Below are 14846 nucleotides of genomic sequence, written 5' to 3'. Positions count from 1 at the left end.
TCATTGTTTATACTAAAGGGTGTAAGCTTTTGATGTGAACAATTTATGACAATTACATAAGAAGGATGGCGAGATATTTTATGACCAAGAAAATTAGAGTTGGAATTGCTGGATATGGAAATTTAGGAAGAGGTGTGGAATCAGCCATTTCACAAAATGCTGACATGGAATTAGTAGGTGTTTTTACTAGAAGAAACCCTAAAGATCTTACGTTACTCAACGATACAGTACCTGTATATAAACACGATTCAATTTTGGAGTTCAAAGAAAGTATTGATGTTTTAATCTTATGTGGTGGCTCGAAAAATGATTTGCCGGAACAAGGGCCTGAACTATCAAAACATTTTTCTACTATTGACAGCTTTGACACACATGCTGAAATTCCAAATTATTTTGAAGCCGTAGACCAATCAGCAAAACCTAATCAAAACACATCAATTATATCAGTTGGGTGGGACCCAGGCTTATTCTCTCTTAATCGCTTATTCGGGGAGGCAGTATTGGCGGAAGGTACGACGTATACATTTTGGGGGAAAGGCCTTAGTCAAGGTCATTCAGATGCAGTGAGAAGAGTACCAGGCGTAAAGGGAGCTGTGCAATATACAATTCCAAATCCAGATGCCGTAAACCGAGTTCGAAGTGGAGAACTACCAGAATTAACAACGCGCGAGCAACATACACGCGAATGTTATGTGGTACTTGAAGAAGGTGCGAATGCTTCTGAAGTCGAAGAAGCTATTGTGACAATGCCAAATTACTTTACTAATCATGATACAACAGTCACATTCATTTCAGAAGAAGAGTTACATAAAAATCATGCAGCTATGCCACATGGTGGTTTTGTCATTCGCAGTGGAAAAACAGGTGACGGCACTAACCAAGTGATGGAGTATTCTCTGAAATTGGATAGTAATCCCGAATTTACTTCAAGCGTCTTAGTTGCATATGCACGCGCAGCTTACCGATTGAACAAAAATGGCGAATATGGTGCGAAAACTGTTTTAGACATTGCACCTGGATTATTGTCAAAGAAATCCGCAGCAGATTTACGAAAAGAATTGCTTTAAATCTATAATGTTTTGAAAAATACTATCAATTAGAATATACTTGGTCTTGTATGAGTTATCCCGCTTTAACGGGCAGTAAGGTTTCAATCTCAAGACGTAAGTTAAATGCGAAGTAGAAGTAGAAATGGGCGATAACTGCCCGTAAAAGCCCGATTGGTTCAACTAACAATCCGTGGGGGATGAGGAACCCTCCCGCGGATTGAGTTTTCATTTTATTTAGGAGGTCGAAGTAATTGACGAAACTTGACGAGACATTAACGATGCTTAAAGAATTAACAGATGCGAAAGGTATTCCAGGGAATGAGCGTGAACCTAGGGATGTTATGAAAAAATATATCGAACCGTTTAGTGATAAAATTGAGCAAGACGGACTAGGATCGCTAATTGCATCGAAAGTTGGCGATGAGAATGGCCCGAAAATTATGGTTGCAGGTCATCTTGATGAAGTCGGTTTTATGATTTCAAAGATTGACGATAAAGGCTTCCTCTCATTTCAAACAGTTGGCGGCTGGTGGTCACAAGTGATGCTTGCACAACGCGTCACAATTGTTACACGTAGCGGAGACACAGTAACAGGTGTCATCGGTTCAAAACCGCCACATATCCTCTCTCCTGAAGCGAGAAAGAAACCAGTGGATATTAAGGATATGTTTATCGACATTGGTGCAACTTCTAAAAAAGAAGCGATGGAATGGGGAATTCTACCAGGCGATATGGTCGTCCCTTATTTTGAATTCACCGTGATGAATAATGAAAAACTATTGCTCGCCAAAGCTTGGGATAACCGCATTGGTATTGCGATTGCAATCGATGTTCTAAAAGGGTTGAAAGATGAAAACCATCCAAACATTGTATTTGGTGTTGGCGCAGTACAGGAAGAGATTGGCCTTCGTGGTGCACGTACAGCAGCTACAAAAATCCAGCCAGACATCGGATTTGCGGTAGACGTTGGGATTGCAGGTGATACACCTGGCATTACATCAAAAGAGGCAACCGGGAAAATGGGTGATGGTCCTCAAATCTTGCTCTTCGATGCATCGATGGTCTCACATAAAGGCTTACGTGATCTTGTTGTTGATACAGCTGAAGAAAATGGCATTCCGTATCAGTTTGAAACAATTCCTGGGGGCGGGACAGATGCAGGCTCCATTCATATTTCAGGAAACGGTGTACCGTCATTAGCGATTTGTATCCCGACACGCTATATTCATTCGCACGCAGGAATCTTGCACCGTGATGATTATGAAAACACTGTTAAACTTATCATTGAGGTCATTAAAAAATTAGATCGTGACACAGTAAACAAAATTACGTTTGATTGATGATGAAATCTTAGACCTTGTTATTCCGAAATGGGATGACAAGGTTTTTTTGTTTGCTCCCGTATCTCACCGCATTGCTCCCGCAACGGGTTCTCGCGCGATTTTAGCTTGAATAATTTCAGCTTGAATTTTGTTCATCTACGTATACCTAACTTTCTAATTAATTATAATAATACACTTGACTTAATAATTATACATACATATACTAAGACATACATTAATAATTAGGGAAGGGTGTTGATTTTTTATGATTAAGTTAGTTGAAACAAACGTTGATAAAGTGAAAGATATTGAGGCTGGATTAAAAGGACGTGACCTTCTTAGTTTGTTGGATTATACAAGTGAAGAAGTTTTATATTTGATTGAAAAAGCGATTAAACTTAAAAAAGATACAGCTGAAGGCAAACTTAAACCGATTTTGGCAGGGAAGACACTAGGAATGATTTTTGAGAAACATTCAACAAGAACGAGAATTTCATTTGAAGTGGGCATGATCCAATTAGGTGGGCATGCAATATTTATGAATGCACGTGATTTACAAATCGGTCGCGGGGAATCTGTTTCAGATACAGGGAAAGTCTTTTCTGAGTACTTGGATGGTGTCATGATTCGTGCAAATTCACACGCTATGGTCAAAGAATTAGCGGAACATACATCCGTTCCAGTGATCAATGGATTGACGGATATATTTCATCCTTGTCAAGCGCTGGCAGACCTTCTTACGATAGTGGAAGTGAAGGGTTCATTGAAAGGAAAGAAGTTAGCTTATATTGGTGATGGGAATAATGTTGCCCACTCTTTAGTAATTGCAGCAGCTCATGCGGGAATGCATGTGACGATTGGCACACCAAAAGAGTATACATGCGACCCCGGGGTACTTGTAGAGGCAAAGAAATTAGCAAAATTAAACGGTGGCAGCGTCAAAGAAACGACGAATCCGATTGAAGCAGTGACTGACGTCGATGTGATTTATACAGATGTTTGGACCAGTATGGGGCAAGAGGAAGAGGCGGCACAGCGTCTCGTAGCATTTAAAGAATTTCAAATTAACGACGAATTGGTAGCACACGCAAAAAAGGATTATATATTTTTACATTGTTTACCTGCTCACCGTGAGGAAGAGGTCTCCACATCAGTCATTGACGGACCGAATTCTTACGTTTTCCAACAAGCGGGTAATCGTCTACACGCTCAAAAAGCTGTACTAGCTACATTGCTCTAATAGATTCATGGAAGAGTCTAGGTGAATTGCCTAGACTTTTTTTGTTTGTACATTCTACTTGGTCATTGCTAGTACTAAGATTGTTTTTTATGTTGCAATTGTTCGAAATTGGACTTATCATACAGAGATTAGAAAGTTTGTTGTGGGAGGAAAATTATGTATGAGTATTTATTAGTATTTATAGCCGCAGCAATACCCTGGTTGGAAATCGCCCTGGTGATACCACTTGGCATTATAAGTGGCTTATCCCCGGTGTGGGTCATTTTAACGGCATTCATAGGGAATTTGTTGACTGTTCTTATTGTTATTATCGGTTTCGAAAAAGTAAAAGAATGGCTGGAGGCGAGAAGGCGTAAAAATGGTAAAGAAGCGTCAAAACGAACAGAGCGGGGAAAACGTATTTGGAATAGATACGGAATGCCAGGTGTAGCACTTCTTGGTCCGATCTTAATTGGAACACATATCGCAGCATTCATTGGTTTACTTTTCGGTGCCAATAAAACGAATACAACTGTCTGGATGATAATTAGCATCGGACTTTGGTCACTCATTTTTGGAATTGCTACTGCACTTGGTGTAGATTTATTCGTTCGGAATTATTAAACAGCGATAAATTAGTATAGAATTTAAATGTTTAGCACTGCATTTTGCAGTGCTATTTTTTTATTATATAAGAATAATACTGACTTCAGGTCTTGTTACGGCTATGTTTGTTTAAGAAGAATGTTAATGGTGAATAGAGTTAGTAGAGAGAGGAATTGGTATATTTCTGAAAGCGATTGCATAACGTGTATATACAAGTTATACTAATTGCAATACATGTATAGACAAGTGAAGGAGATGGTCAAATGTTGAAGAAGTTATTTGGGAAAAAAGAGGTTTTGAAGGAAGAAACAATTTTAGCACCACTTACTGGATCGGTAGTACAGCTTACGGATGTTCCAGATCCCGTATTTTCGGAAAAAATGTTAGGGGATGGTATTGCGATTATGCCAACTGACGGTACAGTAGTTGCTCCGTTTGACGCGGAAATTGTTCAAGTATTTCCTACGAAACATGCCATTGGATTGCGCGGTAAATCTGGACTAGAGGTTCTCATACACATTGGATTGGAGACTGTCGCATTGAACGGAGAAGGATTTGAATCATTTGTTCAGCAAGGAGATCATGTAAAGGCCGGCGATAAACTCGTCACATTTGACATGACATTTGTGGGTGAAAAAGCGAACAGTATTGTAACGCCCATCACATTAACGAATGGTGAAGTTGTCGAGTCCTTTACAGTGAGCGAAGAATCTCCTGTCACTGCTGGAGAAACAGTGCTCATCCAAGTAAAACTAAAATAAAGAGTTGGAGGGGTTAATGTGGAATATTCGAAAGACGCTAGACAAATTGTCGATGCTGTTGGGGGAAAAGAAAATATTGCTGCCGTTACACATTGTGTCACACGGTTGCGTTTTGCGTTAAAAGACGAGTCAATCGTAGATTCAGCTGCATTAGAAGACTTGAAAATTGTTAAAGGTACATTTTCTGCAAACGGACAGTTCCAAGTAGTTATTGGCCAGGGAACGGTCGATAAAGTATATGCAGCCATGTCAGAAGAAACGGGAATTGGCGAATCGACAAAAGATGAAGTGAAAGATGCAGCTGCTCAAAAACAAAATCCACTTCAACGTGCCATTAAAACATTGGCAGATATTTTCATCCCAATTTTGCCGGCAATTGTAACAGCTGGTCTATTGATGGGGATTAACAATATTCTTACAAATCCAGGAATTTTCTATGATACACAGTCAATTATCGAAGTTCATACGCAATGGGTTGGTGTAGCGGATATTATTAATATCATCGCAAATACTGCCTTTGTCTTTTTACCTGCTTTAATTGGATGGTCGGCCGTTAAACGATTTGGCGGAAGTGAGATATTAGGGGTAGTGCTAGGACTTATTCTCGTTCACCCTGACCTACTCAATGCTTGGGCGTACGGTGCAGCATTGGCTGATGGCAGTATTCCAACTTGGAACCTATTTGGATTGGAAGTTAGTAAGATCGGTTATCAAGGTCAAGTCCTACCTGTATTATTCGCCTCGTGGTTATTAGCAAAAATTGAAATTGGACTACGGAAACGAGTCATGGATTCGCTACAATTATTAGTAGTTGCACCGATTGCCTTATTAGTTACAGGTGTTTTAACATTCATTATTATTGGGCCAATCACTTTTGCCCTAGGTAATCTCGTAACAGACGGTTTAGTTGCTGTCTTTGATTCGTTTGCGCTTGTGGGTGGATTAGTATATGGTGCGATTTATGCGCCATTAGTAATTACAGGGATGCACCATACGTTCCTGGCAGTAGATTTACAATTAATAGGAAGTACTGGTACTACATTCTTATGGCCAATCCTTGCATTATCAAATATTGCACAAGGATCAGCGGCTTTTGCCATGATGCTTGCAACGAGAGATGAAAAACTACGGGGTCTCTCTGGGACATCTGGAATTTCAGCGTGGCTTGGGATTACGGAACCGGCGATGTTCGGTGTAAACTTACGATTTAAATATCCGTTTATCGCAGCAATTATTGGTTCTGCAATCGCTGCAGCTTTTATCACGTTCCAAAAAGTACTTGCAACATCAATTGGTGTAGGTGGCGTACCAGGAATATTCTCCATTGTCCCAAGTGGATGGACGTCATTTATCATTGGAATGGTGATCGTAATCATCGTACCATTCGTTATTACATTTTTAATTGCTAAACGGAATAAAGACTAATATAGAGACAACTAGATTATTGAGGTGTATGTAAATGAGCAATACATGGTGGAAAGAAGCAGTCGTATATCAAATTTATCCGAAAAGTTTTATGGATACAACTGGAAGCGGGACGGGTGATATTAAGGGCATCACGACTAAGTTAGATTACCTTAAAGAATTAGGGGTAGATGTCATTTGGTTAACACCTGTCTATCAATCTCCACAAAATGATAATGGCTATGACATTAGTGATTATTATTCGATTGATGAATCCTTTGGTACGATGACAGATTTTGAAGAACTACTAGCAGAGACCCATAAACGAGGCATGAAACTCATTATGGATCTCGTCATTAACCACACATCAACAGAACATGATTGGTTTAAACAAGCTGCGAGTTCCAAGGACAATGAATACCGCGACTTTTATATTTGGAAGGATCCGGTCGACGGTCAAGAACCGAATAACTGGCAGTCTAAATTTGGCGGATCTGCTTGGGGATATGATGAAAATACTGAACAATACTATTTACATCTATTCGACAAGACGCAAGCCGATTTAAATTGGGAAAACGAAACGGTTCGCAAAAAGCTCTATGAAATGATTCAATTCTGGGCAGACAAAGGAATTGACGGTTTCCGTTTAGATGTCATCAATTTAATTTCTAAAAATCAAGATTTTCCGAATGATGATAGTGGGGATGGCCGTCGTTTTTATACAGATGGACCTCGAATTCACGAATTTTTACAAGAAATGAATGAGGCAGTTCTTTCTCCGAATCAGCTCATGACTGTTGGCGAGATGTCTTCGACAACACTCGAAAGTTGTATACTATATACACAAGAAGAACGTAAAGAACTGGATATGACATTCCAATTCCATCATCTGAAAGTGGATTATACGGATGGAGAAAAATGGACAAAAGCACCATTTGATTTTATTCAATTAAAAGAGATCCTTGCGCATTGGCAAGTGGGCATGCATAAAGGAAATGGCTGGAATGCATTGTTTTGGTGCAATCACGACCAACCTCGGATCGTTTCAAGATTGGGCGATGACCAGAAATATCATGCTGAATCAGCAAAAATGCTTGCGACAACGATTCATATGATGAATGGAACGCCATATATTTATCAAGGTGAAGAAATCGGCATGACGAACCCGAACTTCACGGACATTAGTGAATACCGTGATGTTGAATCATTAAATGCTTATGAATTAATGAAAAACGAAGGTAAGTCAAACCAAGAAATCATTGATATTCTACAGCAAAAATCAAGAGATAATGCAAGAACACCCATGCAGTGGTCCAATGAACAAAATGCAGGATTCACTACTGACACACCGTGGATTTCAGTTGCAGATAATTACGAGGACATTAATGCAGAAAAAGCTGTAATCGAGCCAGATTCAATATATAATTATTATAAACAGGTGATTGAACTCAGAAAGAAACACCCGATTATTGTCCACGGTGATTTCCAAATGCAATTAGAAGACCATAGTAATGTGTTTGCGTACTCGAGACATTGGGAAAACGAAACAATTCTCGTCGTTAACAATTTTTACGATGAAGAGGTCACAGTTAATTTTGACATGGGAACTCAAGATAATATTGAGATACTGATTTCAAATTATGAAGGCTCTGAACTGACACTTGATCGTCTGACACTTAGGCCTTATGAGTCAATCGTGTATCTAATAAAATAATGAGGTTATTCAATTGAAAAAGTATCTGGCAATTTACCATGATTTAGCTGAGAAAACGAAAAGTAACGCTTGGGGGGAAGCGACGATGCTTCCTTCCGAAAATAGTTTAACGGTGGAATATGGTGTGTCACGAGAAACGATACGAAAAGCACTCGATTTACTGGCGCATAACGGCTATATTCAAAAAGTGCGCGGCAAAGGTTCAGTTATTCTGAATGTAAATAAATTCGATTTTCCTGTCTCAGGAATCGTTAGCTTCAAAGAGTTAGCAACAAATTTACAAATCCCAACCAAAACAATTGTCCATGAATTATCACTCATTGAAGCCGACGAAAATTTACAAGTTAAATTAGATATAAAGCCAAAAGAGGTCGTGTGGAAAGTAGCGCGCATTCGGGAAATTGCTGGGGATAAAATCATCCTAGACAAAGATTATTTCAATAAAGACATCATACCGAATTTAACGAAAGAGACATGTGAAAACTCCATTTATGAATATCTAGAAAACGACTTGAACTTGAATATTAGCTACGCGAAGAAGAAAATTACGGTTGAAGTACCAACGGAAGAAGATCGTGAATTATTGGATTTAGAAGGCCACTCAAATATCGTTATCATAAAGAGTATGGTTTATTTAGATGATACGACCCTATTCCAATACACAGAATCGCGCCACCGTCCCGATAAATTTCAATTCGTTGATTTTGCGCGAAGAACGCAGAATTGAAAAAAGTCCATTTTGTCAATTTACGTTCAATTGATGAAATGGACTTTTGTGTTCTTAACCTGCCTGAAATACTTTCGCGAGTTCGTTCGTCATTTGTGATTTCTCTTGTTCACCTGAACTATTCCAGAGTTTTTCAAAAAAGACTCCAAGTCCAGGTAGCAAATGTTCCTCGCCTCGCTTGATGGCATCTTCGACAACTCCGCGTATATCTTCTGCTGAGTTGTTTGTCATGTTTGCTGAAATTGCATCCCTAATTTGAAAATCCATAGCATCAGCCTCCCGCTATCATTTTGCACACATTGATCGCCAATTATACGGTCATTTGATACACTGAAAAGAAAAAGGTGGATAACTATTTATGAAGCGCATTGAATCAATCCAAAACTCACTCGTGAAACATTGGAAAAAACTCGTATTAACAAGAAAAGAACGAGATAAATCTAAAGAATTCCTAGTCGAAGGCTTCCACTTAGTCGAAGAAGCGATAAAATCGGAAAATGGCGTTCTTTCCTTGATTATTCGCGAAGGTATTGAAATACCTGATACTTGGAATACTGAAAACATACATATAGTTGAAATTAATCACGCAGTCGCAAAAGAAATTACAGAAACTGAACAATCGCAAGGAATTTTTGCACATTGTCGTCAACCAGAATATAAGGAAGAACTGTATACCTCTTGGACAAAATTATTACTTGTAGATTCTGTACAGGATCCAGGCAATGTCGGAACAATGATTCGGACAGCGGATGCTGCTGGTATCGATGCAGTTATTCTGGGACAAGGAACTGCTGATCCATTTAACCCGAAAACTGTACGTTCTGCCCAGGGCTCTACTTTTAATATTCCTGTTATTAGAGGTGACCTGATTCAGTGGGTTCAGAATTTGAAATCTGCAGATATCCGTGTGCTCGGTACAGGATTGACAAATGCATCGAATTATTCTGATGTCGAGATCAACGACAAGTTTGCGATTATTATGGGAAATGAAGGTAGCGGAGTAAGTCCTGATTTATTAGCTACTGCAGACCAAGTTGTTAAGATTCCGTTATACGGAAAAGCTGAATCTTTAAACGTTGCTGTCGCAACAGGCATACTTTTATATGCTTACACAAAACAATAAATGATTTAATAGTTAATGGGAGGTTATCCGTTGAAAATAAAGCAATTAATTGCCAATAATATAGACCGTTTGGATACCGTATTACCGGAAGAACAATCGATTGGCATTGCCGGTTTGTCTGGATCTGGTAAAACCACATTTTCTCAAACGATTGGTGAAGAATCTAAAAAGCGTCTTGTTTCCTTATTGCCTAAATCTGAATATCAATATTTGTTTCCAGCTATCATGGAAACGAATTTTAGTGCCATCAAGATGGAGGAAATGCCTTTAGTGCTGTTTCTAGGGAGATCATCGATTTCTTCCAATCCACGTTCAACGATTGGTACTCATACTGGTATTTTTAAAGAACTCCGTGTTCGGATTGCAGAAGAATTTAATCTTTCTCCAGAAGTGTTTTCCTTTAATAATGCTTTAGGTTGGTGTCCTACATGTAAAGGGCGAGGTACGACCAAAAAGGTTGAATGTAAAAAGTGTGAGGGAAAACGTTATAATCCGGAAGTTGAGCAATATAAACTCGACTTATGGAATAAGCCACATAGTATTTCAGATATCAACAACTTAAGTATTGAATCGATCCATTCTCTTTCAAAGGAATTACATATAAGTGAAGCGAAACAACTTATTCTTAAAAACATTATCAATATGAATATTGGCTATTTAACAATGAATCGGATCATGGGAACATTGTCAGGTGGGGAATTGACACGGCTTTACTTGGCAGAATTCATGGCAGCGAGTGAAAATACTGTGATCATTATCGATGAAATTTCAGTTGGACTTGATCACCAGACCTTACTAAAAATACTAGAACAGATTAAACAATTGGGCTATAAGAATCAAATTTGGCTTATTGATCATTCTGATACGGTTTTAGATACAACTGATGATCAAGTGTTCTTTGGGCCAGGCAGTGGTAAATACGGCGGGAAAATAGTTGAAGAATCACCGCGACCAAAACCGATTTATCAGGAACAGAATCACGAACAGCCAACAGAATACTATCAATTTAAAGATCTTTTCTGCCGTAATATTCAAATGGCTGAGATTCAGATTCCCAAAAATCGACTCGTAACCATTACAGGTGAATCTGGATGTGGTAAGTCGACCCTTGTAAACGAGTGTATCTCCAAGGATTTTCTGAAAAGATATCCAAAAGATAAACTGGTCATGGTAGGACAGGACCGAAACCAATCGATTACCAGCCGATCAACTGTTGCAACGTTTCTTGATGTCAAACAGAAACTAAACAAATACAGTGACGAAATTGATGCTATTTTCGAACGTTCAATTGAAGATATTATTGATGAACTTCCAACTGAAGACATCGCTCATAAACGCTTGAGCCTACTAATCAAACTAGGGCTCGGTTATTTAACATTGGAAAGAAAAACGCAGACTTTGTCGACAGGCGAATTTCAATGCGTTCACTTGGTTTCAGAGCTTTTTGGTAACTCAAGAAATCCAAATACGTTGTTTATTTTTGATGAGCCTTCAAAAGGTTTATCACAAAATATATTAAATCAATTTATAGATAGTATCGGGGCTATTCTTCAAGATGAATCTGTCTCGATTATCATGATTGAACATAATGCCTATATGCTGAAAAACTCGGATTTCATTGTCGATTTTGGTGAAAGAAAACAGGAACCGGTAGAACATCTAGGAGTTGTTAGTCATGATGAGTATTTTGGGGAAAATAAAAATACCGAAGAAGTTGCGCCGTTCCAAATTTCCTCAGCACTACAATCAAAGAATGGTATTCACTACTTGAATGAAAATCATATCGACTATTTTAAGAACGCTGAAAACGTCTATAAAGGCGGCATCTTAAAAAGCTTATCATCCATGGCGCGTCTAATTTATGGTGAATACGAATCTGACGTAATTGCTCCCGTCATCGCCATTGATTTTGAAAGACATTTGTATAGCCAGCACAGCTTTCTTTATGAAAGTGGCGGTTTGATTAATCATATTGTGGCAGCACATCCGACCAATAAAGATACAAAGAGCTTTGATTTCTATCATCAGCAAAATCATTGTCCATACTGTTCTGGACGGCGCGGGATTGAAACATTTGATATAGATGTGGTTATTCAGGACAAAACCGTTCCTTTCTGGGATGGTATGTTGCATCCAGATGTTATGGAAGTATTAAAGTATTATCAATATCCGAAATTGGAATTCCTTTTTAATGAGATAAAGAATGAGCTTGGTCACGATTTGAGTAAAAGCTATAATGAGTTGACCGACAGCGAAAAGCATACCTTTCTGTACGGATACTGGGAAAAGTCGTTCTATGACAAAGCAGGCAAAGCGCGGAGAACATGGCAAGGCTTTATGAACATTATTGGGATGTATATGTTTATATCGAAATCGATTATCAAAGAGCATATGAAAGCCTCTAAAGAGTGGGTGACATGTCCGATTTGCGAAGGATCTGTGCTAAATCATCATAAAAAGCTTGAATTTGACGGTAGGGACATTCGAGAAATTATACAGCAACCGATTGATCAAGTATTGAAGACAGTAGGGCCGTTACCGCAATTGGTAAAACTAAAAGCTGTTGTTGGCGGAGAAATGACTTTGACGGAAGACGTCTCCGAGCTGCCCAGGGAAACGCAAGTCGCGCTGAAAATGTTTGAACTGGAACAAGCCAGCTTTTCGAGTTATGAAATGGTCTTACAAAACGTCTTACCGTTCTGGGACTCAATCGAAGCTAGCCTCGAATCCATTAGCAAAAATAATCAAGTGACCATCTCTGATTTTCCTGGTATCTATGAAACAAGAGAAGCAATTATCGATAATTATTTCACAAATGGTAAATACAAAAAACTCACCTATGTTTATGAATCATTTGGTTACAAGAAATTAGTGACTCAAATTAATAAAATTAGAAAAAGCCATCCATGTCCATTTTGTAAAGGGAAGAAAGCCATTGCAGAAGAGAATCTACATGACGGCGTAAATAAATTAACGATACCTTGCGTGAGTTGTAATGCTAGTGGTATCAATGATGTAGGACTCGGAGAAGTTGTCGAAAACGTAGAAGTGAAAATATGGCTTAATGGTTTGGTCAGTGACGTTGTTGCAGAAGACTCATATACTGAGGCTGTAGCAGACATTCCGATATTTAATCGTATTCGTGAATTGAATAAACGAGATTTGATGGCGGTTTATCAATGTCTAGAGGAAAACAAATAATCTATGTCAAAAATAGCATGCTGTCAAATTTTCTAGTGCTGGGGTAAAAAATGAATGTAGATAATTAAAAAAGTCTTACATCATCATTGATTTCCGTTCCGATTGGACGCTTTCCGCGGGCACGGCCGGGAAGTGCGGAAAGATATAGTTCAATCTTTCCCTGCCGCTTCCCTCGCTACGCTCAGTCCAGGGTCTTCGGCTCGCGCTGTTCCCGCTGGAGTCGCCAATCTGCACTCCAATCAATTAGAATGCAAAAGTGATTAATTAGAAACAGTTACAACAATTTACAACCATAAACAGGTATGTCTAGTTATCATTTGTTAAAAGGACTTCTAGAGTTTTTCTAGTTACTTTGTTGAAGATATTTGATTAATCGGGTATACTAAATAATAATTGAAATAAAAAGCATTGATTGGGAAAAGTAAACAATAGAAAGAACCAAAAGGAAGTTTGCACCTTGACTGAAAGTGCAAATCGGTTTTATTTGTTTATGTTCACCCCATGAGCTGCCGCCGGGACTAGAGAAATCTATAAAGGCGTGCCGGCACCGGACCGTTATCCGATTTGAGAGATCATACGGATTTTTAATCGTATGGTAATCAGGGTGGTACCGCGAATTTACGTCCTCGTCCCTTTTATAGGGGCGGGGGCTTTTTATTTTGGAAAGGAGCATCAGCAAATGGAACAACAATTGAATGAATTAAAAGAACAAGCACTAGCAAAAATTCAAGAAGCGACAAATGTAAAAGAATTGAACGAGGTCCGTATTGCTTATTTAGGAAGAAAAGGACCGATTACAGATGCTTTAAAAGGTATGGGTAAACTACCAGCCGAAGAACGTCCTAAAATGGGTGCGCTTGTTAACGTCATTCGAGCTTCTGTAACTGAAGTGCTTGAAGAACGTATGGCGAAACTAGAAGAAGACGCGATTAACGAACAACTTGAAAAGGAATCTATTGACGTTACATTACCTGGTAGACCGGCACGTACTGGGAATCACCATCCGTTGACTCGTGTAGTCGAGGAAATTGAAGATTTCTTTATCAGCATGGGTTATGAAATTGCAGAAGGGCCTGAAGTTGAGAAAGATTATTATAACTTCGAAGCACTCAACTTGCCGAAAGGGCATCCAGCGCGTGACATGCAAGATTCGTTCTACATTTCAGAGGACATTCTCCTTCGTACGCATACATCGCCAGTTCAAGCACGCACGATGGAAGCAAAAGGCGGGGCACCAATCAAAATCATTTGCCCAGGGAAAGTATACCGTCGTGACAGCGATGATGCGACGCACTCCCACCAGTTTACACAAATTGAAGGGCTCGTCATTGGCGATGATATTCGTATGAGTGATTTAAAAGGAACCCTTTCTTTATTTGCTAAGAAAATGTTCGGTGATGATCGTGAAATTCGTTTGCGCCCAAGCTTCTTCCCGTTTACGGAACCATCCGTTGAGATGGATATTTCTTGTTTCAAATGTGGCGGCGATGGCTGTAATATTTGTAAAAAAACAGGATGGATCGAAATTTTAGGTGCTGGAATGGTACATCCAAATGTATTGGAAATGGCAGGCTATGATCCATCTGTCGTAACAGGTTTTGCATTTGGAATGGGACCTGAGCGAATTGCAATGTTGAAATACGGTGTGGAAGATATTCGTCATTTCTATACGAATGACGTGCGTTTTGTATCGCAATTTCACCGGACAGAAGCATAAGGA

The 14846-nt window shown here is 39.1% G+C and carries 12 protein-coding genes and 1 other annotated feature; of the genes, 11 read left to right on the top strand and 1 reads right to left on the bottom strand.

Features of this window, described 5'->3' with window-relative positions:
• Positions 1-80: 80 nt before the first annotated feature.
• The 8 genes from AC25Y1_RS15990 to treR all read left to right on the top strand — a co-directional run bounded on the left by AC25Y1_RS15990 (position 81) and on the right by treR (position 8802).
• Positions 81-1067, top strand: coding sequence for a diaminopimelate dehydrogenase (locus AC25Y1_RS15990; protein WP_488148999.1), 987 nt, complete (start codon positions 81-83; stop codon positions 1065-1067).
• 233 nt (positions 1068-1300) lie between these two features.
• Positions 1301-2389 (top strand): M42 family metallopeptidase, encoded by a 1089-nt coding sequence (locus AC25Y1_RS15985; protein WP_488148998.1) that lies wholly within the window; start codon positions 1301-1303, stop codon positions 2387-2389.
• Between the two features lie 247 nt (positions 2390-2636).
• Positions 2637-3611, top strand: a complete 975-nt coding sequence (gene argF / locus AC25Y1_RS15980) for an ornithine carbamoyltransferase (RefSeq protein WP_488148997.1) — start codon at positions 2637-2639, stop codon at positions 3609-3611.
• 156 nt (positions 3612-3767) lie between these two features.
• A complete protein-coding gene (locus tag AC25Y1_RS15975) occupies positions 3768-4214 on the top strand; it encodes a small multi-drug export protein (RefSeq protein ID WP_488148996.1) in 447 nt (148 codons plus the stop codon).
• Positions 4215-4459: 245 nt separating this feature from the next.
• Positions 4460-4957 carry a PTS sugar transporter subunit IIA gene (locus AC25Y1_RS15970; protein ID WP_488148995.1) on the top strand — a complete coding sequence of 166 codons (498 nt, stop codon included), beginning with the start codon at positions 4460-4462 and terminating at the stop codon, positions 4955-4957.
• Positions 4958-4975: 18 nt separating this feature from the next.
• The gene (gene treP, locus AC25Y1_RS15965) at positions 4976-6382 is read left to right on the top strand and encodes a PTS system trehalose-specific EIIBC component (RefSeq protein WP_488148994.1); all 1407 of its coding nucleotides are present in this window, start codon (positions 4976-4978) and stop codon (positions 6380-6382) included.
• Between the two features lie 34 nt (positions 6383-6416).
• A complete protein-coding gene (gene treC, locus AC25Y1_RS15960; protein ID WP_488148993.1) occupies positions 6417-8075 on the top strand; it encodes an alpha,alpha-phosphotrehalase in 1659 nt (552 codons plus the stop codon).
• 7 nt (positions 8076-8082) lie between these two features.
• Positions 8083-8802 (top strand): trehalose operon repressor, encoded by a 720-nt coding sequence (gene treR / locus AC25Y1_RS15955; protein WP_488149034.1) that lies wholly within the window; start codon positions 8083-8085, stop codon positions 8800-8802.
• 54 nt (positions 8803-8856) lie between these two features.
• On the opposite strand, the gene sspI is transcribed toward treR, so the two are convergent.
• The gene (sspI, locus tag AC25Y1_RS15950) at positions 8857-9069 is read right to left on the bottom strand and encodes a small acid-soluble spore protein SspI (RefSeq protein WP_488148992.1); all 213 of its coding nucleotides are present in this window, start codon (positions 9067-9069) and stop codon (positions 8857-8859) included.
• A 91-nt stretch (positions 9070-9160) separates the two neighbouring features.
• On the opposite strand from sspI, the gene AC25Y1_RS15945 reads away from it, so the two are divergent.
• From AC25Y1_RS15945 to pheS, 3 genes are all read left to right on the top strand, one after another.
• Positions 9161-9925, top strand: a complete 765-nt coding sequence (locus AC25Y1_RS15945; protein ID WP_488148991.1) for a TrmH family RNA methyltransferase — start codon at positions 9161-9163, stop codon at positions 9923-9925.
• A 30-nt stretch (positions 9926-9955) separates the two neighbouring features.
• Positions 9956-13126, top strand: a complete 3171-nt coding sequence (locus tag AC25Y1_RS15940; protein WP_488148990.1) for an ATP-binding cassette domain-containing protein — start codon at positions 9956-9958, stop codon at positions 13124-13126.
• Positions 13127-13525: 399 nt separating this feature from the next.
• Positions 13526-13763 (top strand) — a binding site (T-box leader).
• 42 nt (positions 13764-13805) lie between these two features.
• Positions 13806-14843 carry a phenylalanine--tRNA ligase subunit alpha gene (pheS, locus tag AC25Y1_RS15935; protein ID WP_488148989.1) on the top strand — a complete coding sequence of 346 codons (1038 nt, stop codon included), beginning with the start codon at positions 13806-13808 and terminating at the stop codon, positions 14841-14843.
• The last annotated feature ends 3 nt before the right edge of the window (positions 14844-14846 follow it).

This window comes from Sporosarcina sp. Y1009 (assembly GCF_057669865.1).
Note: the sequence above shows the minus strand (reverse complement) of the source record. Positions and strands in the feature narration are given on the sequence as shown.

Excerpts from the sequence above, each read along its gene's own strand:
- argF (WP_488148997.1), top strand. The coding sequence starts at position 2,637 with ATGATTAAGTTAGTTGAAACAAACGTTGATAAAGTGAAAGATATTGAG.
- pheS (WP_488148989.1), top strand. The coding sequence starts at position 13,806 with ATGGAACAACAATTGAATGAATTAAAAGAACAAGCACTAGCAAAAATT.
- AC25Y1_RS15975 (WP_488148996.1), top strand. The coding sequence starts at position 3,768 with ATGTATGAGTATTTATTAGTATTTATAGCCGCAGCAATACCCTGGTTG.
- sspI (WP_488148992.1), bottom strand. The coding sequence starts at position 9,069 with ATGGATTTTCAAATTAGGGATGCAATTTCAGCAAACATGACAAACAAC.
- AC25Y1_RS15970 (WP_488148995.1), top strand. The coding sequence starts at position 4,460 with ATGTTGAAGAAGTTATTTGGGAAAAAAGAGGTTTTGAAGGAAGAAACA.
- AC25Y1_RS15990 (WP_488148999.1), top strand. The coding sequence starts at position 81 with ATGACCAAGAAAATTAGAGTTGGAATTGCTGGATATGGAAATTTAGGA.
- AC25Y1_RS15945 (WP_488148991.1), top strand. The coding sequence starts at position 9,161 with ATGAAGCGCATTGAATCAATCCAAAACTCACTCGTGAAACATTGGAAA.
- treC (WP_488148993.1), top strand. The coding sequence starts at position 6,417 with ATGAGCAATACATGGTGGAAAGAAGCAGTCGTATATCAAATTTATCCG.